Genomic DNA, 23,378 nt, shown 5'->3' with positions numbered 1-23,378 from the left:
GTAAAAAAATAATAAAATAACCAACAGCCCCCCCAACAGCCCCCCCGCCCCCCGTAGGGGGGATTCAACAAGTCCCCCTACGGGGGATTTAGGGGGCTGGGAGCGCATCTGCGATAAAACAAAAAAAATAGTATTAATAACACCCTGAAAGCCTCCAAAAGCTTTTACCTTTTCCTTTCTCCTTTTGGAGAAAGTACCCGTAGGGAGATAGAGGCCGGGGAGGTTGGAGGGGCTTCCATATAAATATCCTGGCGTGCAAGCGCTAAGAGAAAATCAGCCTAATTTAATTGTTTATTATATTAAATTGGATATTAAAATATGGAATATGTCAAGGGATTGCCTGGGAAGGTGGTCCCTTGATTGCGTTAAGCCCTACGGCCCCCCCGCCCCCCGTAGGGGGGATCAAAAAGTCCCCCTACGGGGGATTTAGGGGGCTTTCCTTAAATTTTAATTTCCTATCTTTGTGGTGAAATTCTGTAATGGTCAAGATGAAGCAAGTGGTTTTTGTTCTTTTTTTGTTTTTCTTTCTGTCTATTCCTTTGGTTTTGAGGGGGAGCGGCCCTGCTACCGAGGTAAGGGCGGTATGGCTCACTACCAATTGGGGATTGGATTGGCCGGCGCATGGCCTGGGTGCGGAGGGACAAAAGGCGCAACTCCGCAAGATGCTTGATAAACTCCGCGAATCGAATTTTAATACGGTCTTTTTTCAGGTAAGAATCCGGGGCGATGTGTTTTATTTATCCGCTATAGAGCCTATGAGCCTGTTTGCCGGAAGAGGGTTCGACCCGCTTGGCTTTGCTATTGAGGAATGCCACCGGAGGGGCCTGGAATGTCATGCCTGGTTTGTAAGTTATCCGGTGGGGACAAAAAATCAGGTGGCTGCCCACGGACAAAATTCGGTGGTGAAAAAGCGCCCCGAACTCTGTCGGTTTTACAACGGCGAATGGTATCTCGACCCGGGGAATCCAGGTACGCGCAGCTATATTTTGTCCCTGATAAACGAGCTTGTACGGAATTATGACATCGACGGGATTCAGCTCGACTACATTCGCTACCCCGAAAAAGCCGGTCGTTTTCCCGACAACGATACTTACCGGAAATATGGTCAAGGCAAAAATCCGGACGATTGGCGAAGGAGCAATATCAACCTGCTGGTGAGCGAGATATACGATTTTGTGAAAAAACTAAAGCCCTGGGTGCAGGTAAGCAGTTCGCCCGTGGGTAAATACCGCAATCTGGACTACGACAGAGGCAGTTGGACGGCCTACGAAAGTGTGTATCAGGATGCAGCCTATTGGATGCAGTCGGGTAAGCACGATGCCCTTTATCCGATGCTTTACTATAAGGACGGCGATTTCTATCCTTTTCTGAACGATTGGTTGAAGAACAGCGGCAACAGGCTGGTAGTTCCCGGATTGGGAGCTTATCAGCTGCTTCCTCAGGAAAAAGACTGGGCGCTGGAAGACATAACTCAACAGATTGATTACACCCGAAAAGAAGGAGTAAAAGGGCAGGCCTATTTTCGCGCCGGAATTATTACAGCCGATACCAAAGGGATAAACGAGACGCTTAAAGAGCAGTATTATCAGCATCCCGCCAAACTACCATCCATGCAGTGGCTGGATAATGTGGCGCCCAATTCGCCCATCAATTTGGAAGCATCTATCAATGAGCAGGGGAAACTCTGTTTGAGCTGGCAACCGGCTGACAACTCCGAAGAGCAAAGCTATACGGTGTATTGCGCCAACGAAGAAGATGTGGATGTAAACAACCCCCCGAATATACTGGCAACAGGCATCAGAGGCAATCAGATAATGCTGGAAATGACTTACGGAGAGTTTGGCCTGTACTATTCGGTAACGGCATCCGACCGTTTTCATAACGAAAGCGTTCCGTGCTTTCCGGCTTTTGTGGTGCATAGAGCCCCAGCCCCCCCCACCCCCCGTAGGGGGGATTTCAAAAGCCTCCCCTACGGGGAGGTTGGAGGGGCTTCTATATCTATCTCCACTCCACGATAAAAATCAAGTATTTTTGCACGGAACAGGAAGTCGTATTTGGCCTGCACTTGTTCCGATTTGCTGGATAGCAGTTTTGTTTTGGCCTCATTAAATTCAAATACGGTGGATTTGCCTACGCTGTAACGTTCTTCGGCGTATTTGAACGATTCGGCGGCAGCTTCGCGCGCTTTTTCGGTTGAGGTGTATTTTGCCTGTGCCGAGACGGCGCTTTGGTATGCCTGCTGTATTTCTTTGTACAAGGCCAGTTTTACATTGTCCAAACTCAGCTCGTAATTCTGAATGCTCAGGCGTGCTGCCTTTACCCGGTTGCGTGTCTGGAAACGGTTGAAGATGGGGATGTTTAATGTGAAACTGATATATTCCGAGCCTCTGTCCCTGATTTGTCCGCTAAAATCCTGATTCCTTTTTATTACCTCTCCGGTTGCTGTTACAACGTCCGCTCCCGACACATGCTGGTAGGATGTGCTGTAACCTACTCCCAAATCGAGGGTAGGCCAATGACCGGATTGGGCGATTTTCAGATTTTTTTTGCTGCTTTGCAACAAATATTCCTGCTCTTTCACTTGTGGTTTTGTGCCTATTGCCGCCTGATAGATTTGTTCCACAGGCAGTATGCTCGACAGGTTTCTGGCAATAACATCCGACATCTCCGGTTCTGCAATGTCGAAATTGCCCGAATCCTGTATATTCAAGGCCTGAGAAAGATTGAGGAGTGAGGATATTAAATCGTTGCCGGCATTGGTCAGGTTTAACTCGTCTTTTGCCAGCTGCGCCTTTATGTCATACAACTGCGATTCGGGCACTTTCCCCGATTCCACCAATACATTCGTGCGTTCGAGCTGAATTTTGCTAAGCTCTGCCTGCTCCTGATAAACCTTCACGAGTTCTTTCTTAAACAGCGCTTCCAAATATAAAGAGGCCACCTGCAATTCCTTATTTTCTTTCACCCGTTTCAAGCCTTCTGTTGCAGCCTGCAAGTTCAACTCATTCATTTTAATTTCGTTGGGAATGCGAAAGCCCGTAAATAAAGGAAGCGATGATGTTATTCTGAAAGAAGAACTGGACGAATTGACCGATTCGGAAACATTATTTCCCAGCGTGGATCGTCCGAAATTGAAGCTTTCTCCCAGTCCGGCATTCAAATCGGGCAAGCGGCTGTTTTTACTGGTACTGAGGTCTATTTCAGCATTTTCAACATTCAGGGCTTGTTGTTTGATTTCGATATTGTTTTCGATGGCGTAATCAATACATTGCCTCAATGTCCACTTTGTTTGAGATTGCATGCTTACGCAAACAGCCAATAAGCAGCACGATAGTATATATTTTATCATAATTCAAATAGTTTAAGCCCCTCCAACCTCCCCGTGGGGGAGGCTTTTGAATCCCCCCTGCGGGGGTGGGGGGGCTGTTTTTATTTTTTCGGTATATCAACAACCGGCTTGTCCGAAATTTCGTTGCCTCTGATTTTGTCTCCTTTGGCCAAGCCCGATTTCACTTCCACTTTTATGCCGTCCGAAAGGCCGATGGTGATGTGTTTCTTATCAAAAACCTGTTTTTGGTTAGTCGAATCTTTCAACATATACACGTATGCCGAATCGTTGCTGAAGGTGATGGCGCTTTCGGGGATGGTCAATACTTTTTCGGTTCGCGCCAATACTATTTCGGCATTGGCGCTGTATCCGGCACGGATAAGTACTGTATCGGGGATGGTGGCGGCGGCTTTTATCTCAAACAGAATGGCTCCGTTTTCTTCCGTTCCCTTGGGTGATATGTATTCCAGTGTGGCATCGAACTTTTGCTTTTCGATTGCACCGATAGAGAGTTTAATCGGCATTCCGGTATGCACCCGTCCCACTTCGGTTTCGTCTATTTTCCCGATAAATATCATGTCGTTCATATTGGCGATGGAGGCAATGGTGGTTCCATCGTTGAAGGTATTGGCCTGAATAACCGAATTTCCGGCTTTCACGGGCACATCCAGTATCATACCGTCGATGGTGGAACGAATCTGTGTATTGCTGTATTGTGCCGTAGCTTTCGACATGCCGCTTTTCACAATATCGAGGTTGTTCTGCGAATTATCGAGTTCCTCTTTTGCTTTTTTGTAGTCGGCCTCCGATTTGTCCATTTCTTCTTTGGCAATCACTCCCTTTGCAAAAAGCTGCTTCTGGCGTTCGTATTCGGTTGTTACCTGATTCAGGTTGATTTCGGCAATCCGCACACGCGATTCGGCCGAATTGAGGGACGACATTTCGGGTATCACCTTTACGGTTGCTATAATGTCTCCCGATTTCACAAAATCACCGGCTTCCTTCATCACCTGGGCAATGATACCCGATATTTGGGGCTTGATTAATATCTCATCGCGCGGCGATACTTTTCCGGTGGCGACAGAGGTGTTCTCTATGTCTCCGGTTTCTACGGTAACAATCTCGTACTTAATCTCTTTCGGCTGCGACTTCTGCCATAACCAGTAGAATGTTCCCAGAACAATAACTCCCAGCAGTACAAGCAGTGTAATTTTGAGTATCCTTTTCATATTTGTATATTTTTTATTTAGTTACAAGTAAAAAGCCTCCCCCAACCCCTCCGTAAGGAGGGGGGCTTTATTGCCTCCCCTTGGGGGGAGGTTGGAGGGGGCTGGTTTATTCTTCCCTGATGGCATCAATGGCCTTTATTTTCAACGCTCGCAAAGCAGGCATCAAGCCCGACAGCACGCCGGCAACGACCAGTACCGATAAGGCTATCATCGCTTTGCTGAATGATACAAGCGGCGGAATAAAAAACATATCTTCCGTCATATTGGCTTCCATCACTTGGCGAACAATTTCCAGAATAAATACGCCGAAGTAGAATCCGGCCAGGCCTGCCAAGGCTGTCAAGATAAAACTTTCGCTTAATATTTGCGCTACAATGGTTGCCGGTTTGGCTCCCAAGGCACGCCTTACGCCTATTTCGCGGGTACGCTCGCGGACCGTTACCAACATAATGTTGCTGATACCGATAATTCCCGAAGCCAGGGCAAAGCCTCCTACCCACCAAATAAGAATATTGATTCCCATAAACAAGGCCTGAAATATCTGAAACTCCTTCTCCGCATTGAAACTTCCGATGGCTTTTTCGTCTGTCGGCGCTATGTCGTGAGCCGATTTCAATATACTTTTCACTTCGTCTTCCACGATGACTGCCGGATATTCGGGTTTGGCCGTACAAGCCAGAAAGTGTATCCTGTCGCCCGTATTAAACGCTCGCTGCATGGTGGTGAAAGGCAGGAAAACAGTTTCTTCCACATTTCCGCCAATCGAAATGGCGGATTTGGGACGTATAATTCCAACTATCTGAAAATAAATACCGTTCACACGGATGTATTCGCCAATGGGATTTTCATCCGTATTAAACAAGGTTTCGGTAACAGTTCTCCCGACGACACACACCTTGCGGTTTTCGTCTATATCTATTTCGTTAAACAAGCGTCCGGCAAGGATGTGTTGCTCCTCTATTTTGAAATGCTCGGAATAAATACCTCTCGTGCCGAACGAACCCGATTTCTGCCCTCTGACAGCATTTTTTGCACCGGACTCCCCGAACAATATCGGCGAAATATATTCTACCGATTTGGCTTTTTCGCGAATGATGACCAGATCGTGGCTATTCATGTTCCAACTGCGCCCTTTCCGGTAGCCCTTATAAGGCTCGCTGGTTTGACTGGAGAAAAAGAAACAGGAATTAGTGGCAAATCCGTTCATGTTTTTTTCTACTCCTCCTTCCAGCGAGTAGCCAAGCCCCAGGAGCAAAATCAACATCAGTATCCCCCAGAAAACGCCAAAACCGGTCAGTACACTACGAAATTTGTTTCGCGTGATTGTATTCCATATTTCCTGCCAATTGTCTAAGTCAAACATACTTCTTTTGTTTTATTCCGCTCTCATTGCCTCAACAGGGCTTACTCGCGTTGCTTTTATGGCCGGTATTAATCCGGTTAATACGCCGGCGACTATCAGAAACAGGGTTGCCCGAATTACTATACCCAAACTAACCGATGGGTCTTTAAAGATAGTCATCCCGTCGGAAGGCATATTACTCAGCGCCGTACTCACTATTTCGGCCAGACCGATGCCGCACAACATACCGGCATAGCCCGATACCGCCGTAATAAGTATGGCCTCAAAGATAATGAGTTTCAGTATCGACAGGGGCGTTGCGCCGATTGCCTTGCGGATGCCGATTTCCTTTGTCCGTTCTTTTACAGTAACCAGCATGATATTGCCAATACCCACCAGCCCTCCGATTAAGGACAGAATCCCAATAATCCAAACGACCAATTCCAATCCCGAATACATATTTTCGGTTTCTATTGCATTTTCGGCGGTGTTCCACACACGCAAGGCCGAATTATCTTTCGGGTCGAAACCGTGTATCTTGCCCAGGCGTTCGCGCAATTGCTCCACATAAGCTTTATTTTCTTCAATGCTGTGAAGTCCTGTCAATGTAAAATCTATCTGCCGGAAGCCGTATCCCTTGTTATACAAAGCCTGTGCCGTGGTGAAGGGAATGTAGGCAGGCGAACTGCTTCTCATCCTCCCGTTCTGGTCTTTGTATATGCCTATAACCCGGTAGGCCAGATTGCCTGCCAGCACGTATTTGCCGATAGCTTCTTCTTTTTTGAAAAGAATTGTCTTCATTTCATCGCTTATCACAATCACTTTCCGGCGCTGCTGCATATCTATCCGGTTGATAAAGCGACCTTTGCCACCCGTAACCTCCAGATTATTGATAAAAACCGCATCGGGCGTAACGCCTTCCAGCGACCACGACCCGTATTCTTTTTCGTAGGAGATGGTGGTTCCTTGCTGTATCTTGGGCGAAACGTATTCCACATTCGGCATCCGGTTGCGTATAAGGTCGTAATCTTTGGCATCGAAGCGGATGTTGCGGTCAACAGGCAAGCCACGGTATGGCATCGACGTCCATCCCGGCCAAATGGTAATCGAATTTTTGGCGCGTCCCGAGAAATTGGACGACACCCCGTTTTTTAATCCGTTTCCGGCAGCCAGCAAAACAATCAGCATGAAAATACCCCATGCCACAGCCAAACCGGTGAGAAAAGTCCTCAGTTTATTTTTGCTGATGGTAGATGTAATTTCCCTGAGGGAATCGAAATCAAACATACTATAATAGTTACAAGTTCAAGTTACAAGTAGCCCCTCCAACCTTCCCGCAGGGGAGGCTTTTGAAGTCCCCCTACGGGGGATTTAGGGGGCTATCACCCCATCCCTGATGTGTATAATGCGGTCGGTTGCTTCTGCCACGGCATGTTCGTGGGTTACAATCAACATGGTTATGCCATCGGTGGTATTTATCTCCCGCAGAAGCTTCATCACTTCTTCCGAGGTTTTGCTATCGAGTGCGCCGGTCGGTTCGTCGGCCAGTATAATCTGTGGGCGCGAAATAAGCGCCCGGGCAATGGCAACGCGCTGTTTCTGCCCTCCCGACAATTCGTTGGGCATGTGGTCGGCATGGCTCTCCAGTCCCATTTTGTCGAGGTACTCCATGGCCATGATGTTTCTCTTCTTTCGGGTTACGCCCTGATAATAGAGCGGAAGAGCCACATTTTCCATGGCATTCTTAAAAGAAATCAGGTTGAAGGATTGGAATATAAAACCGATTTTCTTGTTCCTTAATTCGGCGGCACGGCTTTCGCTCAAATTCTTTATCAATACATCATCGAGGAGGTATTCGCCCGTATCGTAAGTATCCAGTATGCCCAATATATTGAGTAAGGTTGATTTCCCCGATCCCGAAGCGCCCATAATCGAAAGAAACTCCCCTTTGTCAACATCCATGTTTATTCCTTTCAGCACATGGAGCGGAGCGCCACTGTAATATGTTTTATTCAGACCTCTGATTCTTATCACTGTTGTACCACGTTATAATGTTTTCTAAATACCATTCTGTAATCGACCCACGAATTTAACCTTATAATTAAAATAAAAATCCGTTTGTGCAGTTTTTTGACATCATATAGCAGAAAACTGCCGGAAAATTTACAATAAACAGATTATTTAACGTTTTGCGTATCGGGTTTGTTGAGATGGCAGGACAAAATGCCGCGTTTCCCGTAGGGGGGCTGTCTTAAAAGACTGTCATCCCGTGCTTGACACGGGATCTCCCGAGTAAACGTGCAATGATTATCAGGAGATTGCGGGTCAGGCCCGCAATGACAGCGACAGAAGCGACAGAAAAAATCATAATAATAATGAGATTCCTCCCTTTGGTCGGAATGACTGTCTCCTTTTTGGGAGAGGGGATGAGGAAGCGGCGGCGAAGCCGCCGCTTCCTCATCCCTTAAACCACTAACAGGCAAGTCATTCCGACCAAATGGAGGGATCTCATCCGTAACAGTAGTACTAAATTTTTCATGCGTTTACCTGCTTACATAATCAATAATTGGAATTTTAACCATATTATAGTATCTTTGCAAAATTAAAACGACATATATATGTGTGGAATCGTTGGTTATATAGGTTTTCGGGATGCCTATCCCATTTTAGTAAAAGGCTTACACAGACTGGAATACAGAGGCTACGACAGCGCCGGAGTTGCAATTATTAATGCCGAAAGCAGCCTTTCGGTTTACAAAGCAAAGGGCAAAGTGCAGGATTTGGAAGAATTTGCGAAGGACAAAGACCTCAGCGGAACAATTGGCATTGCGCACACCCGTTGGGCAACGCATGGCGAACCAAGCAACACAAATGCCCACCCTCACTATTCACAATCGGAATCGCTGGCGCTAATACATAACGGTATTATCGAAAATTATGCCGTTCTGAAAGCGGAACTCCAAAAGCAGGGTTATACATTCCAGAGCAGCACCGATACGGAGGTATTGGTTCAGCTGGTTGAATATATCAAGCAATTGAACAAATGCGATTTGTTTACGGCTGTGCAACTGGCGCTTAATCAGGTTGTAGGCGCTTATGCCATCGCTGTGATAGAAAAAGGCAACCCCAATCAGATAATTGCCGCCCGAAAAAGTAGTCCGCTTGTGATAGGAATTGGCGAAGGCGAATTTTTTCTGGCTTCAGATGCCTCCCCGATAGTAGAATATACCCAACAGGTTATTTATTTGGACGATGAAGAAATCGCCATCATAAAAAGAGATGAAGAGCCCAAAATCATAACAATCTCCAACATTGAGAAAACCCACGAAATCGAGGAACTTGAAATGAACCTGAGCCAGCTGGAACGGGGCGGATACCCTCATTTCATGTTGAAAGAAATATTTGAACAACCCGAAACGCTCAAAAACTGCATGAGCGGACGTATCAATATCGAAGAAACAAACGTTACGCTTTCGGGTATTATTGATTACAAAGATAAATTTATCAACGCACGCCGCATATTGATTATTGCCTGTGGCACATCGTGGCACGCCGGCCTGATAGGCGAATATTTATTCGAGGAATTTTGCCGGATACCTGTCGAGGTAGAATACGCTTCGGAGTTTCGCTACCGCAATCCGGTCATCTATTCCGATGATATTGTAATCGCCATTTCGCAGTCGGGAGAAACAGCCGACTCGTTGGCAGCCATCGAACTAGCCCGAAAAGCAGGGGCTTTTGTTTACGGCGTATGCAATGTGGTAGGCTCGTCGATACCGCGTAATACCGACTCGGGTTCGTACACGCATTGCGGCCCCGAAATTGGCGTTGCCTCCACAAAAGCGTTCACCGCACAAGTTACCGTTCTGACGATGATGGCGTTGACCATTGCCAAAGAAAAAGGAACTATCGAACACGAACGTTATCTGGAAATAATCAAAGAACTTCAGCATATTCCCGACAAGATAGAAAGAATACTTTCGCGGAACGGAGAAATCAAAGAATTGTCCCTGATATTTACTTATGCCCAAAACTTTATTTATCTAGGCCGTGGATACAGCTATCCGATAGCCTTGGAGGGCGCTTTGAAGTTGAAGGAAATATCCTATATTCATGCCGAGGGCTATCCTGCCGCCGAAATGAAACACGGCCCTATTGCCTTGATTGATAACGAAATGCCCATAGTAACAATTGCTACAAACAATACAATATACGAAAAAGTAGTTAGCAACATACAGGAAATAAAGGCGCGTAAGGGCCGGATTATAGCTATAATCAACGAAGGCGATGAAGTTATAAAAGCCTTGGCCGACCATTACATCGAAATACCGACCACCATCGAATGCCTCGACCCGCTGTTGTCGTGTGTCCCCCTGCAATTGTTGGCCTACCATATTGCCGTGAACAAAAACAGGGATGTGGATATGCCGCGTAATCTGGCCAAGTCGGTTACGGTGGAATAAGGATAACGTTATAAGCAATGCAGGGGCGCGATTAATCGCGCCCCTACATTGCTTATAGACGTGGCACGCCACGTCTCTACAATTTATGAATTTTTGTATTTCCCCAAAATATATTTTTTTGCCATTTTCAACCAAATAGCGCTTAATATAAGTGTAAGGACAAAGGGTATTGCATAAACCGACACAAGCATGTCGTAGTTCAGCAGATAGATTAGGCCGAATAGCGCGGCAAACAGCGCCAATGAGGGCGGATATATGGCAAATTGCCTGAACCAAAAATACCTGGGCAACTTCATTTTCCTGGACTGGTTGTCTTTTTCCTGCTTGCGGATTTTTTTCGATGTCATATTATTTGTTTAGCTAAGTATCGGAAGTCAAAGATATTCATCTCCCGAAAATAAAACAACCCTGTTCCCGAAATAAAATACAATATTCCGTAAACAACAATAAAAGGTGTTGTAGATTGCTCGTTCCCTGATTATTCCTCTGCCATTCCGCTTCACGCTAAGCAATAAATTATGTATTTTTGCAGGAAATAAAACAATAACGATGCAACGTTTTCGGGATGTGTGCATCTGTTAGGTAATGAGTGAAGATGGAAGAATTGCAGCTAATTGCAGGATGCAAGGAAAAAAACCGTGAATGCCAGAAATATCTGTACGAGAAATATGCACGTTCTATGTACGGTATTTGTCTGCGTTATGCCCCTGATTCGGCGGCTGCGGAGGATTTGTTACACGATGGATTTATCAAAATTTTTTCTGTAATTGATTCTTATTCAGGGAAAGGATCTTTTGAAGGCTGGATGAAAAGGGTTTTTATAAACCTGGCCTTAGAAAGGATTAGAAAGGAAAAATCGTCCATCATTACAGAAGAATTGACTGAAATTCCCGATCTGACAGATGATGAGAATGAAAGGGCCAATAATATCTCCGAGGAAGAATTAATGAAAATGATACAGGATTTACCAGCCGGTTACCGGACGGTATTTAATCTTTATGTAGTCGAAAATCTTTCGCATAAAGAAATTGCTCAGATGCTGGGTGTTGCAGAAGGAACTTCCCGGTCTCAATACATCAGAGCGAGGCAAATATTACAGGAGAAAGTGATGAGTTACTTAAACAAAAACGACTAAAAGGACAAAATGCAACCGAACGATAAAATAAAAAATATATTTTCTTCAAAGCTGACCGGTTTTAACCCACCGGTTCCGGAGGGAATGTGGGATAAAATAAGCCGGAACCTGACGCCCGAAGTTGGGCAAGTCCGGGCGCGCAAGCTTACTTTGCACCGGGTAGCTGCTTTTGCGGCAGGTGTTGCTGCTGTTTTAGCCTTGGCATTGTTATTCCTGACAGACGATAACGATGCAACTAAACAGCTCGCCTCCGAAATCGCTACCGAAACAAATACACCGGCAATGGTAGCGAATAAAACGCCCAAGCCGGATATGGTAGCCGCTACAAAAACGCCTAATCAGGCGCCAGCGCTTTATGCCCATTCAATCACATTGCCTCAAATCTGCGACATAGTTGATATGGAAGATGAATTAACCGCCACCGATAAAGCCGAACCACAAATAGAGGGAACTACTCAAAAAGAAGAACCAAGCCCCGAAGAAAAACCAGCGAACATAGAAGAGGCCCGATTGAAAGAAGATATAGCCGCATTTGAACGACTGGGGCAAAACAACGATGAGGTATTATTAGCCGGTAATCCGGGGAACAAAAACAATAAAAACGGATTCTCCGTACTGTTTGGCGGAAGTTCCAACATGGTTAAGTCTGAAGATAAAATGGCTCAGGCTCCGTCCAATTTCATAAAACCTGTCCCACTTATGGCGAAAGGATATCATATGGCACAGATGGAAGAACTGCAAATCAGATACGAAAAGCACATCAAAGTGGAACACAAGCAGCCGATTTCTTTCGGCTTGAAAATAAATAAAAAAGTCAACCGCAATTTTTCGGTCGAAACAGGCGTCGTTTTTACTTATCTGTCCTCGAAGATAAAACCGATTGAATCGTTAAGTACCGTATATCAAGCCGAAGGAACTCAGAAGTTCTATTACCTGGGCATCCCCGTTTCGGTCAATTATACCTTTGTACGGCTCGGGAAAGCCGAATTTCAGATTTCAGCCGGAGGGATGATTCAGAAAGATATTTCGGGAAAAATTGATGGCGATCAGGAAATAAAAAAACTGTTCTTTGACATCACCTCAGTCGAAGACCGCATATCGAACAAAATCAGTCAGGACAATCCGCAACTGTCGTTCATGGCCAATGCAGGAGCATCCTATCCAATATACGGTAAATTAAATGTTTATGCAACTGTTGGAGGAGCTTATTATTTTGATGCCGAAAATGAGTACCGTACAATCTATTCTGATAAAAATTTACAGTTGGATTTGAATTTGGGCTTAAAATTAAAGTTTTAAATGACAACAGGGCAAACCATGAAAAATTTTACGGCTTATGCCTTTCGGTAAAGTTGCTGATATGAACAGAAGATTCCTCCCTTTGGTCGGAATGACTGTCTCCTTTTTGAGAGAGGGGATGAGGAAGCGGCGGCGAAGCCGCCGCTTCCTCATCCCTTAAACCACCAATAGGCGAGTCATTCCGACCAAAGGGAGGAATCTCATCCGTAATAGTGGGACTAAAAATTTTCATGCGTTTGCCCTTAAATGACAATGAACTAAGATAAGCTTTCGAGCTTTTTTACTACCTTTGCAGGCGGAAAAGCAGAAACTCAATATTATAAACGTTCTATTACTAAAAAGCTGAAAAAAGAATGAAAAAAACTAGTTCAAAAATTCAATTATTATTAGCCGGAGCCGTTGCCCTGATGTTTACATCCTGCTTGGGCGAAAGCGAAAACAGCCGTACAGCCAAAGGTGAATTTGTTTACATCACCACGATAAACAACGCTAAGGTCGCTGCATTTTCTTACGGATATTTGTCTTCGGATGCATTGGCCGGGCTATCCGATAACGATTGTGCACTGATCGACTACAAGGTAAATTTCAACCAATCGAACAATTTTACTTACCGCCCCGATTTCCTGAATATTGATCCGGTGAACACATTTCCTGCCCGGAACCAGTTCACGGCAACAATAACAGAGCAAGACGTGTATGAAAACATGACTAAAAATGATGCCTTCGAAAACGTTGCAATCAATGCTTTCTGGCCTGATGAACATCTGGGAGACAGATGGCTGTTTGAATATACCTATCAAAAATATGGTGAGGAAGAAGCTCCCGAATTTCGAGTATATTACAATCCGAATACACAAGATGGAGAAGATTTGAATAAAGGCATAGTTACACTCGACTGTATATTTGCACGAACAGGCGGCTCGTCGGTGGGGATAACACCTCAGCGGGAAACTACGAAAGCCGTTGTAAACTTTAAGCACTTGAGGAATGTCGTTGCAGTATTGGCTAAGCCCGAAGAGGGAGCGCAAGACACAAAAAGAATCACATTCAAATTCAGATGTGCCGCCACTTCAAGCAGTAATACCGAAAAGGGTTACGAAGTGAGAACATTTACGCTGTCAAACGGATATTACCTGCTTTATACCGCTGCCAAGTAATTTGGTGGAAATTAGTAAAAACCGGATTAGAAATTATCACGAAAACCGGATTTTCGGAAAAGATAAGACAAATGGAAAGCTGCTGAAAAGCAGCTTTTTCTTTTTGAGAAAACAATGCCGGAGAATGTAACACATAGTTTGCAAAATAAAGACATTTATTTCTTTCAGCATCTAAATAGTTTAGTTGTTATAGAAAAAAATAATTAACTTTGCGCGGTATAAAATCGACAGTAGTAAAAATCCTTGTAAAGACTTGGTTAATATGGACATACTGATAATAAACGGACCCAACCTGAATTTGCTTGGCAAGCGGGAGCCATCCATCTATGGGGATGTCGGCTTCGAGAGCTATCTCCAAGACTTACAGGGCGAATATGGAGCTGTTTGCCGGCTTTCGTATTATCAATCCAATCACGAGGGAGAGATCATCGACAAGTTGCACGAAGCAGGATTTTCGTACGATGGCATTGTACTTAATGCAGGAGCTTATACGCATACATCGGTGGCCATACACGACGCCATAAAAGCCATAACAACGCCCGTGATAGAAGTACACATATCAAACATTCATGCGAGGGAAGAATTCAGGCATAAATCTATCATAGCGCCTGCCTGTCGTGGCTCCGTTGTTGGGCTGGGATTTGAATCCTACCGCTTGGCAGTGGAGTTCTTCAGCAAAAAAAGGCAGTAAAAAATAAGACAGTAAGCAAAAAATATCAATAAACTATAATAACTATCTTTATGTTTAAGAAGACAAAAATCGTAGCCACAATCTCGGATATGTGTTGTGAAGTTGACTTTATCAGGTCATTATACAATGAAGGAGCCAACGTTGTGAGAATGAATTCGGCCCACATGACCGAAGAAGGATTCGTTAAAGTAATCAACAATGTAAGAGCTGTATCGGACACTATCGGAATCATTATGGATACCAAAGGCCCCGAAATCCGCACAACACCGACCGCCAGCGGCGAAAAAATTAAAGTAAAATTGGGAGACCGGCTGAAAGTTATCGGCGACATTAACGTACAATCCACACCCGAACAGGTTTCGGTATCGTACCCAAGTATTGTGGCTGACGTTCCGGTTGGTAATCTCCTTTTGATTGACGACGGCGAAACGGCGCTTAAGGTGATTGAAAAAACAAAGGACTACCTGCTTTGCGAAGTGCAAAACAATGGCACAATAGGTAGCCGTAAGAGCGTAAACATACCGGGTGTCAGCGTTAATTTGCCTTCTATTACAGCAAAAGACAAACGAAGCATCGAAATTGCTATCGCCAACAAAGCCGACTTTATCGCTCACTCGTTTGTGAGAAACAAACAAGACGTTTTGGACGTTCAGAAAATTCTTGACGAACATGGCAGCAACATCAAAATCATTGCTAAAATCGAAAATCAGGAAGGCGTTGACAATATCGACGAAATCTATGAACATGCATACGGCGTGATGGTTGCCCGTGGCGACTTGGGTATAGAAGTACCACAAGAAAACATCCCCGGAATCCAGCGTTTGCTGATACGCAAAGCCGTAGAATACAAAAAACCGGTAATTGTTGCCACTCAGATGTTGCACACAATGATAGAAAACCCGCGTCCAACCAGAGCCGAAGTAACCGACATCGCCAACGCCGTTTATTACGGAACCGATGCGGTGATGTTGAGCGGTGAAACAGCTTACGGAAAATATCCGGTAGAAGCTGTTCGCACCATGGCTTCGATTGCACGCGCTGCCGAAATCTCTAAACTGGAAGAAAAAGATATAGCTGTTCCGTTTAAAGACTCGGAGTACGACACAACATCTTTCCTTGCAAAACAAGCAGTGAAAGCATGTACAAAACTCAATGTAGATGCAATTGTTACAGATAGTTACACCGGTCGCACCGCACGCACTCTTGCTGCTTTCCGCTGCAAAAGCCCCGTATATGCCATGTGTTGCAACATCGAAGTTGCCCGTCAGCTTTCGGTTTGCTACGGCGTTCATGCCGAATACCAGGAATCGACAGGCTATACAACAAGCAAGCACAAAAAGTACTTCATCAAATCGTTGCAAATTTTGTCGGAACAAAATCTCCTCAAAAAAGAAAATACGGTTGCTTACCTTAGCGGAACTTTCGGCGAAGGAAAAGGCACCTCATTCCTCGAAATAAACAATGTAGGACGAGTTCTTGACACGAAAGACAGCTTCAACGTGCCGGTTGATTAAGTTTTTAATCACGTTTCAATTATATATACAATGAGATGGCAACTAAATTAAAGGTTGACCGTCTCATTGGCTTTATAAACGCTTATGGATACGAATAATTTGATAGAAGAATACATCTTGTCGCACATCGACGAAGAAAGCGATTTGCTCAAGCGCCTCGACAGGGATGCACACGTAAACCTTCTCCGGCCTCGTATGCTCTCGGGTCATTTACAGGGCAAGATACTGAAAATGTTTTGCCGCTTACTCCAGCCCCGCTTTATCCTCGAGATAGGGACTTACACGGGCTACGCCGCCTTGTGCCTTGCCGAAGGGGCGGCGGACGATGCCGAAATACATACCATCGAAATAAATGACGAGTTGGAAGATTTTATACTGAAGCGCCTGCATCAGTCGAAGTTGAAAGAAAAAATCCACCTCCACATTGGCGATGCCCTGGAAATTATTCCGGCGCTAAACCACACGTTCGACCTGGTTTTTATTGATGCCAACAAACGCCATTACTGCGAATATTACGACCTGATTTTAGACAAGCTTCGCCCCGGAGGACTTATTCTGATTGATAACACCTTATGGGACGGCAAAGTATTGGAAACCCCGCATCCCACAGACAAGCAAACAATAGGCATACAGCAGTTTAACGACAAGCTGGCAAAGGACGACCGCGTAGAAAAAGTAATACTGCCCATCCGGGACGGATTGACAATGGCCTGGAAAAAATAAGCGCCTATTCTTCGTCGGCAGGCGCTATTTTTATGCCTGCCTTCTCTATTCCCATCAAAGGTTCGTCTCGCATTCCATGCACTATTTTTATGCTGAAATTGCGTTTCCCTTTAAAATACACCGCATTTTTGTAGGGCAGCGACAGCTGATACAAAGCCCCGAAGCCCGAACCATACCACTTGCCAAAAGGATCGGCAAGCATGTATTGATGCGAATACGAGCGGAAACTGGCCTCATTCAGGTTGTCTTGCATATAAAACCAGATATTCCGATAGGGGTAGCCAGCATTGTGAGTTAGTTCGAGCGTTATATTGTAGCGGATAGCATTATTTATAAGGGACGAATCAATGGTGTAATACAGGGTATCGCATTTTGCCCACTCACCACTCTCTATTTCAGAAAATTGGTAGTAGGTTTCGTTGGGGCGGCACGAATAAGCTGCCAGTAGCGCCACGAACAGTAAACAGACCATAAAGCCAGGGTTACGCTTAATCATCATGCTGAGGTTTCGGTTATTCCGGGTTGTTATTCTCCTTATTACCTCCCGAGCGGCTGATTTTCTTTCTGTTAGCATTTTCCGGCCGGTTCTGAGGCTGTCCCTGATTTTGGTTTTGGTTGTTATTCGGATGCTGGTTTTGCCTTGGATTTTCGCCTCTGGCTACATTTCTATCGTTGTTGTCCCGTCCTCTCTGGTTATTGTTTTGCCTGTTGCCGTTGCGAAAGTTCTTATTCTTGTTTTTCTTTCTCGCATCATCAAAACGGTTGATATTTTCCTGCGCCAGAATATCGTTGGATGGCGCTTGTTCCTCCTGTTTGTCGTCGTCCGATGCCAGAAAGAGCGGTTTTTTCCCTTTCTTGTTCATTTGGATAACCTTGAAAACTCTGTCCTTATCAATATTGACCAGGTTAGCGGCAAAATGTTTGTCGGTAGAATAAGTCAATATGCCCGACAAAATATCGGTCTTGAAATGATAGTAGTTGCTATCTCTCGTTTCGAGGATTATTTCGCGCGAAGGCAACTGCCGTTGAGCCTCCACATATACATCCACTTCGTAATTCAGGCAGCATTTCAGTTTTCCGCATTGTCCGGCCAGCTTCTGTGGATTGAGCGAGATGTCCTGAAAACGTGCGGCAGAAGTAGAAACCGACACAAAACTGGATATTGAACCCGAACAGCAAAGTTCGCGACCACAAGGGCCGATTCCTCCCACCCTTCCGGCTTCCTGACGGGCTCCAATCTGTTTCATCTCTATTTTCACATGGAATTTCTCCGCATATACTTTAATCAACTGGCGAAAATCGACACGCTCGTCGGCTATGTAGTAGAAAATAGCTTTATTCCCATCGCCCTGATACTCCACATCACTTATTTTCATAGCCAGTTTAAGCTCCTCGGCTATTTCCCGCGCCCGTAGCATGGTTTGATGCTCCTTGGCTTTCGCCTCGTTGCATTTTTCTATATCCGAAGGTTTGGCAATGCGGTAAACACGCTTATGATCGACTTGTTGCGGACGGTAATTCATTTTCTTCATCTGAAGCAAAACGAGTTTCCCGGTCAGGGTTACTTCGCCAATGTCGTGTCCGGGCGTTGCTTCAACGGCAACAATATCTCCCTTGTTCAACTCAATATTATTGCTGTTCAGGTAATATCCTTTTCGTGTATTCTTAAACTGCACTTCCACCATTTGAGTCGATTCCTGCGCTTCGGGCAAATCGCTCAACCAGTCAAACACTTCGAGTTTGTGCGTTCCGCTCATCCTGCAACAGCGACCGGCGCTATTTTCTCCGGTTTTGCACTTGCATATTCCATCGGGGCTCTTGCCACAAGTACAAGCCTTATCAGTAGGTATATTAATTATTTTTGGATCCATCTGGTTATTATTTTAAAAGAGGTTTTATTCTGAAATCCCCTGTTATATTATATTCTGTATAGTTATTTTTATCATATTCTAAATCTTTAGGACGTGTTGCATGTTTGCCTTTTGATTTATATTCGGATATTCTTATTTTTCTGATTTGAGCGTTTTCTATTTTACACTCAACTCTTTCGGCGCTTTTCAAAACATATTCGGCAAAAAGTTCTGTTGCATCCAACTGTTTTTTTGCATCCTTATCAATTCCCGATTTCATTTCCACCAGCAGAAAATACATCTTGTTGCTTTCCTCCACAATAAGGATATAATCACATATTTTTTTCAACCCCTTTGTACTGCCTTTGAAAAATGGAAAAATATTTTCTTTATCAGGATCAAATTTATACAAAATATAATCAATGCCTGTTTCTTGTTTAATATTTCGTTCCATTACGACAGAATCAGAGCCATCGGGAGCCTTATCTTCTACCAATTTATTCTGATCTGGTACAGCAAATTTATCCGCCAATATTTTTTTGATACTATCTATCTGCTTCGCCATACCTCAAACTATAAAATATATCTTCCGACCTTTCGTTTAGTTGGCTAATTGCCTTGTCAATAGAAACAACCTCAAATCCATTGTCATCAACAGGTAAAGATTCTACTACAACCTGACTATTTTTGTCAAGTTTAAACAAATATGCGCCTACATTATCAGGATTTATTTTCTCGTCCTCTTTATATCCCCATTTTTCAGCGTTCTGCTTGATGTCATCATTATCTGCCGACAACATAATAAGGTTATTCAATTCGCGAATGATATAATCGCTGTGCGTACTGATTAACAGTCGGATGCCGTTGTTTATCAATCGAGCAAATATACGAGCCAGCAATATTTGATTATCTGGATGCAAGCCTAATTCCGGCTCGTCAATAATCAATAACTCGTTCTCCTTTGCCTGATGCTTCAAATATATCAGCAAACCAGACAGATTTTTTATAATTGAGGCCGAAAGATGAATCGGAAGAGATACTCCCGGACTACTTTCGGGGGCAAATTGTAATTCTCCATCTTCCGAAACTATAACATCGCCATGAAGAATAGTTGTTTCTATTTCTTCCGCTAACCACCTGTATTTAGATTCATTTTTCTTTACAAAATTAAGATCAACTGCAATAGCCAACGCATCTTGAATAGGACGAGGATACCTGTTTTTTTCCTCTTTATTGGTCGTGAATTTATTTCTTGCCAGTTCACTTGCAAAGGTATAGACCGAATTACGTTCTACAGGCAAAATGTAAACTCGTAATAACGAATAGAAACAGATATATTTGGCTATTATTGAATTGTAAAAATATCCATCACTTAATAATAATTCCACATTATCAAGAAGAGTTACTGTTAACGAATCGCTATCCGACTTTTTCTCAAAATGAATTTTGTCGATTTCAAGAGAAAAAGTCCATGATTTTATTTGTTGGATAAACTCATCTTTCGACTCCAAGAAACCGGCTTTAAAATCAACAAAATGAGTGTTGCCTTGTAGTCCAAATGCCTCATTTATGTCTATACTACCTATATATGATTCTTTCAAAGAAAACAATTTATCATAATCTAAAGCAACAACTATTTCTTTTTTATCCAATAGAGCAGGCATATCAAAAATATCCTCTCCTGATATAGCTTTCATATTTAAAAGATGCCGTACATACTCATACACGGCATAACAAGCATACGTTTTACCCGTCCCATTAGGGCCGCAAAAAACAAGTAACTTTTTGGACAAATCCAACGTTATGTTTTTTATTATTCCCAAATTTTCAAAAGAGACTTTCATATTGTGATTTTTACAATGAGTTAGTAAATATACTAATTTTTATCGTTTCAATAACATGGTTACCTTCAAACACAGGTCGAAAAATACCATTTTTGCATTTACATTTTGTTCGATATGTCTTTCGGCCAGGGCTAGTTCGTCCATAAATCCCAGGATATTCCGCTCGTTGATGAATGGGGCGAACTTTTGTCCGAATTGCGCTTCCTCGTTGTTGAGGTAAACCATATCGGGCTGGCTCAGGTTGCTGACAAAATATTCGCGTATCATGCGCTGTCCGTAGGCCAGAAACTCCTTTTGGCTTTCCCGTCCTATCAAGGCCAGCTCGTTGCCGATATTTTTTATCTCCTTGATATTCTTCGCATAAGACGAGCGCATCATCAGAACAAACAAATTGAAGAAGCGTTTATGTACCTCATTCAAGCTGATTGTTTCTATCGCCTTCAAATAGCTGCCACGGGCAATATGCGCCACCGAAGCGGCATCTTCGGCGGTAATATTATAACTGCCTTCGAGGGCATTTATTATATCTTCGTCGTTTACGCCGCGTATGTTCACCCGCTGACTTCGCGACTGTATGGTGCCGATTATGTTATCGGGATTGTCCGACACCAGCAGGAAAACCGTATTGGGGGTGGGCTCTTCTATGATTTTGAGCAACTTGTTGGCGCAGGATTCGTGCATTTTCTCCGGCAACCAGATGATGACGACCTTGTACTTCGCTTCATAAATCTTGAGACTCAGTTTGCGGATGATTTCTTCGCTTTCCCTCGCATAAATCATTCCCTGCGCATTTTCCGCATCAATGTGCGACAACCATTGTCCTAGACTGAAATAGCTGTTCCGGTGGAGAAATTCCCGCCAATCGGCGATGTAATCATCACAAACTTCTTTCTTATCTTTCTTGACAACCGGAAACACAAAATGCAGGTCGGGATGTACCAAATGCTCGTATTTCAGGCACGAGGGACACTTGCCGCACGAATCGCCGGATTGACGATTCTCGCAGTTCAGATATTGCGCATAGGCCAGGGCCAGAGGAAACTTTCCTACGCCTTCGGGCCCGCAAAACAACTGGGCATGAGGAACAAATCCCTCATTGACAGACGAAATAAGTCTGCTTTTTATATCATTTTGTCCGATTATATCTTTAAAAAACATACATTTTCATTCTCCCCTTATCGCAGGGAAACACCATTTGCAATTTCTACAAAGATACAACCTTAATGCAAATATTCGTATTATTTTTTATGCAAAAGGAATAAATAATGCTTAATGATGCCAAGAAGTTCGAGGTTTCAAGGTTGTAGGGGCGGGGTCCGCCTGCCCAACACACAGGGAACGCGGATTACGCAGATTACACAAATTCACGCAAATAAATTCCTCCGTTCTACTGTCATTGCGGCCCCGACCCGCAATCCCCCATGCATTGCACAACCTCTCAGTAGAGACGTGGCGCGCCACGTCTGCCAACGACGAATTGCAGAACGCATTGTAGGGGCGTATGGCATACGCCCAGCACACGACAATCAAAATACATGCAATGATGAAACATTTGCGCGTTTCGACAATGCGTGTATCGGGCGTATGCCATACGCCCCTACAATGCGTTGTGCTCCCCTTTGGCAGCAAAAACTACTCCCTCTTATTTATTATCTTACCCAAAATAAAATAATACTCTTTTCCATCACGATATACATAAACTGAATCGGTATGGGTTGGCTTATAGATGGAATCATTGACTTGGAGAAAATAAGACAATCCAAAAGGCTCATATAAATAATTTATGGTACCACCCCATAGTGCAAATTTCGTTCCATTTGAAAGTTCAATATGATGTGATTTATATCCTCTTGAGTAAAAAGAATTCATTGTAACCACCCCATTTAAGCCAATGGAGTCCTTGACGTAATCCAAAAGAGGATATTCTTCTTTTTTAGTTTCGGCTTCTTTCTTTGCATCAATTCTATCTTGCTCTATAAAATGTATTGGCACGATAATTAATCCCAAAATAAAAATCACAAGCAATGTATATCCAATTTCTTTCATCAGATTATCTATTAAATGGTTCAGTATATATCTTTCCTTTGGAAAAATTTATAGGCGAACCCGCACCTACACCGATAGTCATTGTTCTACCCTTTAATATACCACCAAAGTTATCTGGATCTGAGGTTGAAGTGCCAAATCCAAATATGATTCCTTCACCAAACGACTGATTTAATGTGGAAGACTCCCCAGTAAATGCATTAGGTTCAAGGTTATTTATATCGCCTATATACCCATATTTCGTTATCCCGATGCTCCCCGAAACGTCCAATATTAGCCCACCTCCTAAGTGTGCCTCGGAAAGACCTATAACCGTTCCCGCATAAGGCCCTTTTTCAATTACCACTATATTTACTATATTTGCACCAACTGATCCTCCTGCTGCCGTATTCACATTGAGGCTATAACCCGTAGCCACCGTCCCATTCCCCGGTTTATGTTTCCGTTTAGCTTCAACCGTTACTTCGTCTAATGGGGCGGCACGTTCAAACCTGTTCGGATAACCATCATCAGTACTGATAATCAGGGAGCCATTACGCGTTACATAATTGGTTGCATAAAGTTGGGGTTGATGCGAACTCCATACAGCCTCGCTCAATGCTCGCTTATCCTGTTCCTGCTCAGCTACCATTTGCGCCTCCTGAGTACTAATCTCATCCACATTTACTTCCCTCTGAGGATTTGGTAGAGTTCCAGGTACTGGATCGATCTTCCTCATCCCTGTCGGGTCCACAAACCTCACCGGATTATTGGCACA

22 protein-coding genes are annotated in these 23,378 nt (G+C 44.0%); 8 read left to right on the top strand and 14 right to left on the bottom strand.

Annotated features, from left to right (window positions below; genetic code table 11):
* Positions 1–479: 479 nt before the first annotated feature.
* Positions 480–2,018 carry a glycoside hydrolase family 10 protein gene (locus ACYPWY_RS13560; protein ID WP_459686079.1) on the top strand — a complete coding sequence of 513 codons (1,539 nt, stop codon included), beginning with the start codon at positions 480–482 and terminating at the stop codon, positions 2,016–2,018.
* Here ACYPWY_RS13560 and ACYPWY_RS13555 read toward each other — a convergent pair.
* From ACYPWY_RS13555 to ACYPWY_RS13535, 5 genes are all read right to left on the bottom strand, one after another.
* Entirely contained in the window at positions 1,970–3,349 is a 1,380-nt protein-coding gene (locus ACYPWY_RS13555) for a TolC family protein (RefSeq protein WP_459686077.1), read from the bottom strand. The two genes, ACYPWY_RS13560 and ACYPWY_RS13555, sit on opposite strands and share 49 nt — an antisense overlap.
* A gap of 80 nt (positions 3,350–3,429) precedes the next feature.
* Positions 3,430–4,557 (bottom strand): efflux RND transporter periplasmic adaptor subunit, encoded by a 1,128-nt coding sequence (locus tag ACYPWY_RS13550; protein ID WP_459686076.1) that lies wholly within the window; start codon positions 4,555–4,557, stop codon positions 3,430–3,432.
* Positions 4,558–4,663: 106 nt separating this feature from the next.
* Entirely contained in the window at positions 4,664–5,920 is a 1,257-nt protein-coding gene (locus ACYPWY_RS13545) for an ABC transporter permease (protein ID WP_459686075.1), read from the bottom strand.
* A gap of 12 nt (positions 5,921–5,932) precedes the next feature.
* The gene (locus ACYPWY_RS13540; protein ID WP_459686074.1) at positions 5,933–7,186 is read right to left on the bottom strand and encodes an ABC transporter permease; all 1,254 of its coding nucleotides are present in this window, start codon (positions 7,184–7,186) and stop codon (positions 5,933–5,935) included.
* An 84-nt stretch (positions 7,187–7,270) separates the two neighbouring features.
* Positions 7,271–7,933 carry an ABC transporter ATP-binding protein gene (locus tag ACYPWY_RS13535; RefSeq protein WP_459686073.1) on the bottom strand — a complete coding sequence of 221 codons (663 nt, stop codon included), beginning with the start codon at positions 7,931–7,933 and terminating at the stop codon, positions 7,271–7,273.
* Between the two features lie 584 nt (positions 7,934–8,517).
* Between ACYPWY_RS13535 and glmS the strand changes: the two genes are divergently transcribed.
* Entirely contained in the window at positions 8,518–10,362 is a 1,845-nt protein-coding gene (gene glmS, locus ACYPWY_RS13530) for a glutamine--fructose-6-phosphate transaminase (isomerizing) (protein ID WP_459686072.1), read from the top strand.
* A gap of 83 nt (positions 10,363–10,445) precedes the next feature.
* Here the strand turns inward: glmS and ACYPWY_RS13525 are convergent, their stop codons facing one another.
* Positions 10,446–10,709: a hypothetical protein gene (locus ACYPWY_RS13525; RefSeq protein WP_459686071.1), complete on the bottom strand. Its 264-nt coding sequence runs from the start codon at positions 10,707–10,709 to the stop codon at positions 10,446–10,448.
* A gap of 248 nt (positions 10,710–10,957) precedes the next feature.
* Here ACYPWY_RS13525 and ACYPWY_RS13520 point away from each other — a divergent pair, with 248 nt between their 5' ends.
* Positions 10,958–11,497, top strand: coding sequence for an RNA polymerase sigma factor (locus tag ACYPWY_RS13520; protein WP_459686070.1), 540 nt, complete (start codon positions 10,958–10,960; stop codon positions 11,495–11,497).
* 9 nt (positions 11,498–11,506) lie between these two features.
* Positions 11,507–12,796, top strand: a complete 1,290-nt coding sequence (locus ACYPWY_RS13515; protein ID WP_459686069.1) for a porin family protein — start codon at positions 11,507–11,509, stop codon at positions 12,794–12,796.
* A 28-nt stretch (positions 12,797–12,824) separates the two neighbouring features.
* Here ACYPWY_RS13515 and ACYPWY_RS13510 read toward each other — a convergent pair whose 3' ends face one another.
* Positions 12,825–13,028 carry a hypothetical protein gene (locus ACYPWY_RS13510; RefSeq protein ID WP_459686068.1) on the bottom strand — a complete coding sequence of 68 codons (204 nt, stop codon included), beginning with the start codon at positions 13,026–13,028 and terminating at the stop codon, positions 12,825–12,827.
* A 121-nt stretch (positions 13,029–13,149) separates the two neighbouring features.
* Between ACYPWY_RS13510 and ACYPWY_RS13505 the strand changes: the two genes are divergently transcribed.
* The 4 genes from ACYPWY_RS13505 to ACYPWY_RS13490 all read left to right on the top strand — a co-directional run bounded on the left by ACYPWY_RS13505 (position 13,150) and on the right by ACYPWY_RS13490 (position 16,881).
* Positions 13,150–13,953 carry a hypothetical protein gene (locus tag ACYPWY_RS13505; RefSeq protein ID WP_459686067.1) on the top strand — a complete coding sequence of 268 codons (804 nt, stop codon included), beginning with the start codon at positions 13,150–13,152 and terminating at the stop codon, positions 13,951–13,953.
* Positions 13,954–14,215: 262 nt separating this feature from the next.
* On the top strand, positions 14,216–14,644 hold the full coding sequence (gene aroQ / locus ACYPWY_RS13500; RefSeq protein WP_459686066.1) for a type II 3-dehydroquinate dehydratase: 429 nt from the start codon (positions 14,216–14,218) through the stop codon (positions 14,642–14,644).
* 50 nt (positions 14,645–14,694) lie between these two features.
* Positions 14,695–16,158, top strand: a complete 1,464-nt coding sequence (pyk, locus tag ACYPWY_RS13495; RefSeq protein WP_459686065.1) for a pyruvate kinase — start codon at positions 14,695–14,697, stop codon at positions 16,156–16,158.
* Between the two features lie 84 nt (positions 16,159–16,242).
* The gene (locus ACYPWY_RS13490; RefSeq protein ID WP_459686064.1) at positions 16,243–16,881 is read left to right on the top strand and encodes an O-methyltransferase; all 639 of its coding nucleotides are present in this window, start codon (positions 16,243–16,245) and stop codon (positions 16,879–16,881) included.
* Positions 16,882–16,885: 4 nt separating this feature from the next.
* Here ACYPWY_RS13490 and ACYPWY_RS13485 read toward each other — a convergent pair whose 3' ends face one another.
* The 7 genes from ACYPWY_RS13485 to ACYPWY_RS13455 form a co-directional block, all read right to left on the bottom strand.
* Positions 16,886–17,380 (bottom strand): gliding motility lipoprotein GldH, encoded by a 495-nt coding sequence (locus ACYPWY_RS13485; RefSeq protein ID WP_459686063.1) that lies wholly within the window; start codon positions 17,378–17,380, stop codon positions 16,886–16,888.
* Between the two features lie 13 nt (positions 17,381–17,393).
* The gene (locus ACYPWY_RS13480) at positions 17,394–18,638 is read right to left on the bottom strand and encodes a PSP1 domain-containing protein (protein ID WP_459686080.1); all 1,245 of its coding nucleotides are present in this window, start codon (positions 18,636–18,638) and stop codon (positions 17,394–17,396) included.
* 121 nt (positions 18,639–18,759) lie between these two features.
* A complete protein-coding gene (locus ACYPWY_RS13475; protein ID WP_459686062.1) occupies positions 18,760–19,296 on the bottom strand; it encodes a hypothetical protein in 537 nt (178 codons plus the stop codon).
* On the bottom strand, positions 19,277–20,575 hold the full coding sequence (locus tag ACYPWY_RS13470) for an AAA family ATPase (protein ID WP_459686061.1): 1,299 nt from the start codon (positions 20,573–20,575) through the stop codon (positions 19,277–19,279). The genes ACYPWY_RS13475 and ACYPWY_RS13470 overlap by 20 nt, the downstream gene beginning before the upstream one ends.
* 39 nt (positions 20,576–20,614) lie before the next feature.
* Positions 20,615–21,733: a DNA polymerase III subunit delta' gene (gene holB / locus ACYPWY_RS13465; RefSeq protein WP_459686060.1), complete on the bottom strand. Its 1,119-nt coding sequence runs from the start codon at positions 21,731–21,733 to the stop codon at positions 20,615–20,617.
* 474 nt (positions 21,734–22,207) lie between these two features.
* Complete coding sequence (locus ACYPWY_RS13460) at positions 22,208–22,621, bottom strand: hypothetical protein (RefSeq protein ID WP_459686059.1); 414 nt, start codon at positions 22,619–22,621, stop codon at positions 22,208–22,210.
* Positions 22,622–22,625: 4 nt separating this feature from the next.
* A partial coding sequence (locus ACYPWY_RS13455) for a hypothetical protein (protein ID WP_459686058.1) occupies positions 22,626–23,378 on the bottom strand: 753 nt, incomplete at its 5' end.

The organism is Viscerimonas tarda (genome assembly GCF_054601255.1).
Note: the sequence above shows the minus strand (reverse complement) of the source record. Positions and strands in the feature narration are given on the sequence as shown.

Excerpts from the sequence above, each read along its gene's own strand:
- ACYPWY_RS13560 (WP_459686079.1), top strand. The coding sequence starts at position 480 with ATGGTCAAGATGAAGCAAGTGGTTTTTGTTCTTTTTTTGTTTTTCTTT.
- ACYPWY_RS13555 (WP_459686077.1), bottom strand. The coding sequence starts at position 3,349 with ATGATAAAATATATACTATCGTGCTGCTTATTGGCTGTTTGCGTAAGC.
- ACYPWY_RS13550 (WP_459686076.1), bottom strand. The coding sequence starts at position 4,557 with ATGAAAAGGATACTCAAAATTACACTGCTTGTACTGCTGGGAGTTATT.
- ACYPWY_RS13545 (WP_459686075.1), bottom strand. The coding sequence starts at position 5,920 with ATGTTTGACTTAGACAATTGGCAGGAAATATGGAATACAATCACGCGA.
- ACYPWY_RS13540 (WP_459686074.1), bottom strand. The coding sequence starts at position 7,186 with ATGTTTGATTTCGATTCCCTCAGGGAAATTACATCTACCATCAGCAAA.
- glmS (WP_459686072.1), top strand. The coding sequence starts at position 8,518 with ATGTGTGGAATCGTTGGTTATATAGGTTTTCGGGATGCCTATCCCATT.
- ACYPWY_RS13525 (WP_459686071.1), bottom strand. The coding sequence starts at position 10,709 with ATGACATCGAAAAAAATCCGCAAGCAGGAAAAAGACAACCAGTCCAGG.
- ACYPWY_RS13520 (WP_459686070.1), top strand. The coding sequence starts at position 10,958 with ATGGAAGAATTGCAGCTAATTGCAGGATGCAAGGAAAAAAACCGTGAA.
- ACYPWY_RS13515 (WP_459686069.1), top strand. The coding sequence starts at position 11,507 with ATGCAACCGAACGATAAAATAAAAAATATATTTTCTTCAAAGCTGACC.
- ACYPWY_RS13510 (WP_459686068.1), bottom strand. The coding sequence starts at position 13,028 with ATGAAAATTTTTAGTCCCACTATTACGGATGAGATTCCTCCCTTTGGT.
- ACYPWY_RS13505 (WP_459686067.1), top strand. The coding sequence starts at position 13,150 with ATGAAAAAAACTAGTTCAAAAATTCAATTATTATTAGCCGGAGCCGTT.
- aroQ (WP_459686066.1), top strand. The coding sequence starts at position 14,216 with ATGGACATACTGATAATAAACGGACCCAACCTGAATTTGCTTGGCAAG.
- pyk (WP_459686065.1), top strand. The coding sequence starts at position 14,695 with ATGTTTAAGAAGACAAAAATCGTAGCCACAATCTCGGATATGTGTTGT.
- ACYPWY_RS13490 (WP_459686064.1), top strand. The coding sequence starts at position 16,243 with ATGGATACGAATAATTTGATAGAAGAATACATCTTGTCGCACATCGAC.
- ACYPWY_RS13485 (WP_459686063.1), bottom strand. The coding sequence starts at position 17,380 with ATGATGATTAAGCGTAACCCTGGCTTTATGGTCTGTTTACTGTTCGTG.
- ACYPWY_RS13480 (WP_459686080.1), bottom strand. The coding sequence starts at position 18,638 with ATGAGCGGAACGCACAAACTCGAAGTGTTTGACTGGTTGAGCGATTTG.
- ACYPWY_RS13475 (WP_459686062.1), bottom strand. The coding sequence starts at position 19,296 with ATGGCGAAGCAGATAGATAGTATCAAAAAAATATTGGCGGATAAATTT.
- ACYPWY_RS13470 (WP_459686061.1), bottom strand. The coding sequence starts at position 20,575 with ATGAAAGTCTCTTTTGAAAATTTGGGAATAATAAAAAACATAACGTTG.
- holB (WP_459686060.1), bottom strand. The coding sequence starts at position 21,733 with ATGTTTTTTAAAGATATAATCGGACAAAATGATATAAAAAGCAGACTT.
- ACYPWY_RS13460 (WP_459686059.1), bottom strand. The coding sequence starts at position 22,621 with ATGAAAGAAATTGGATATACATTGCTTGTGATTTTTATTTTGGGATTA.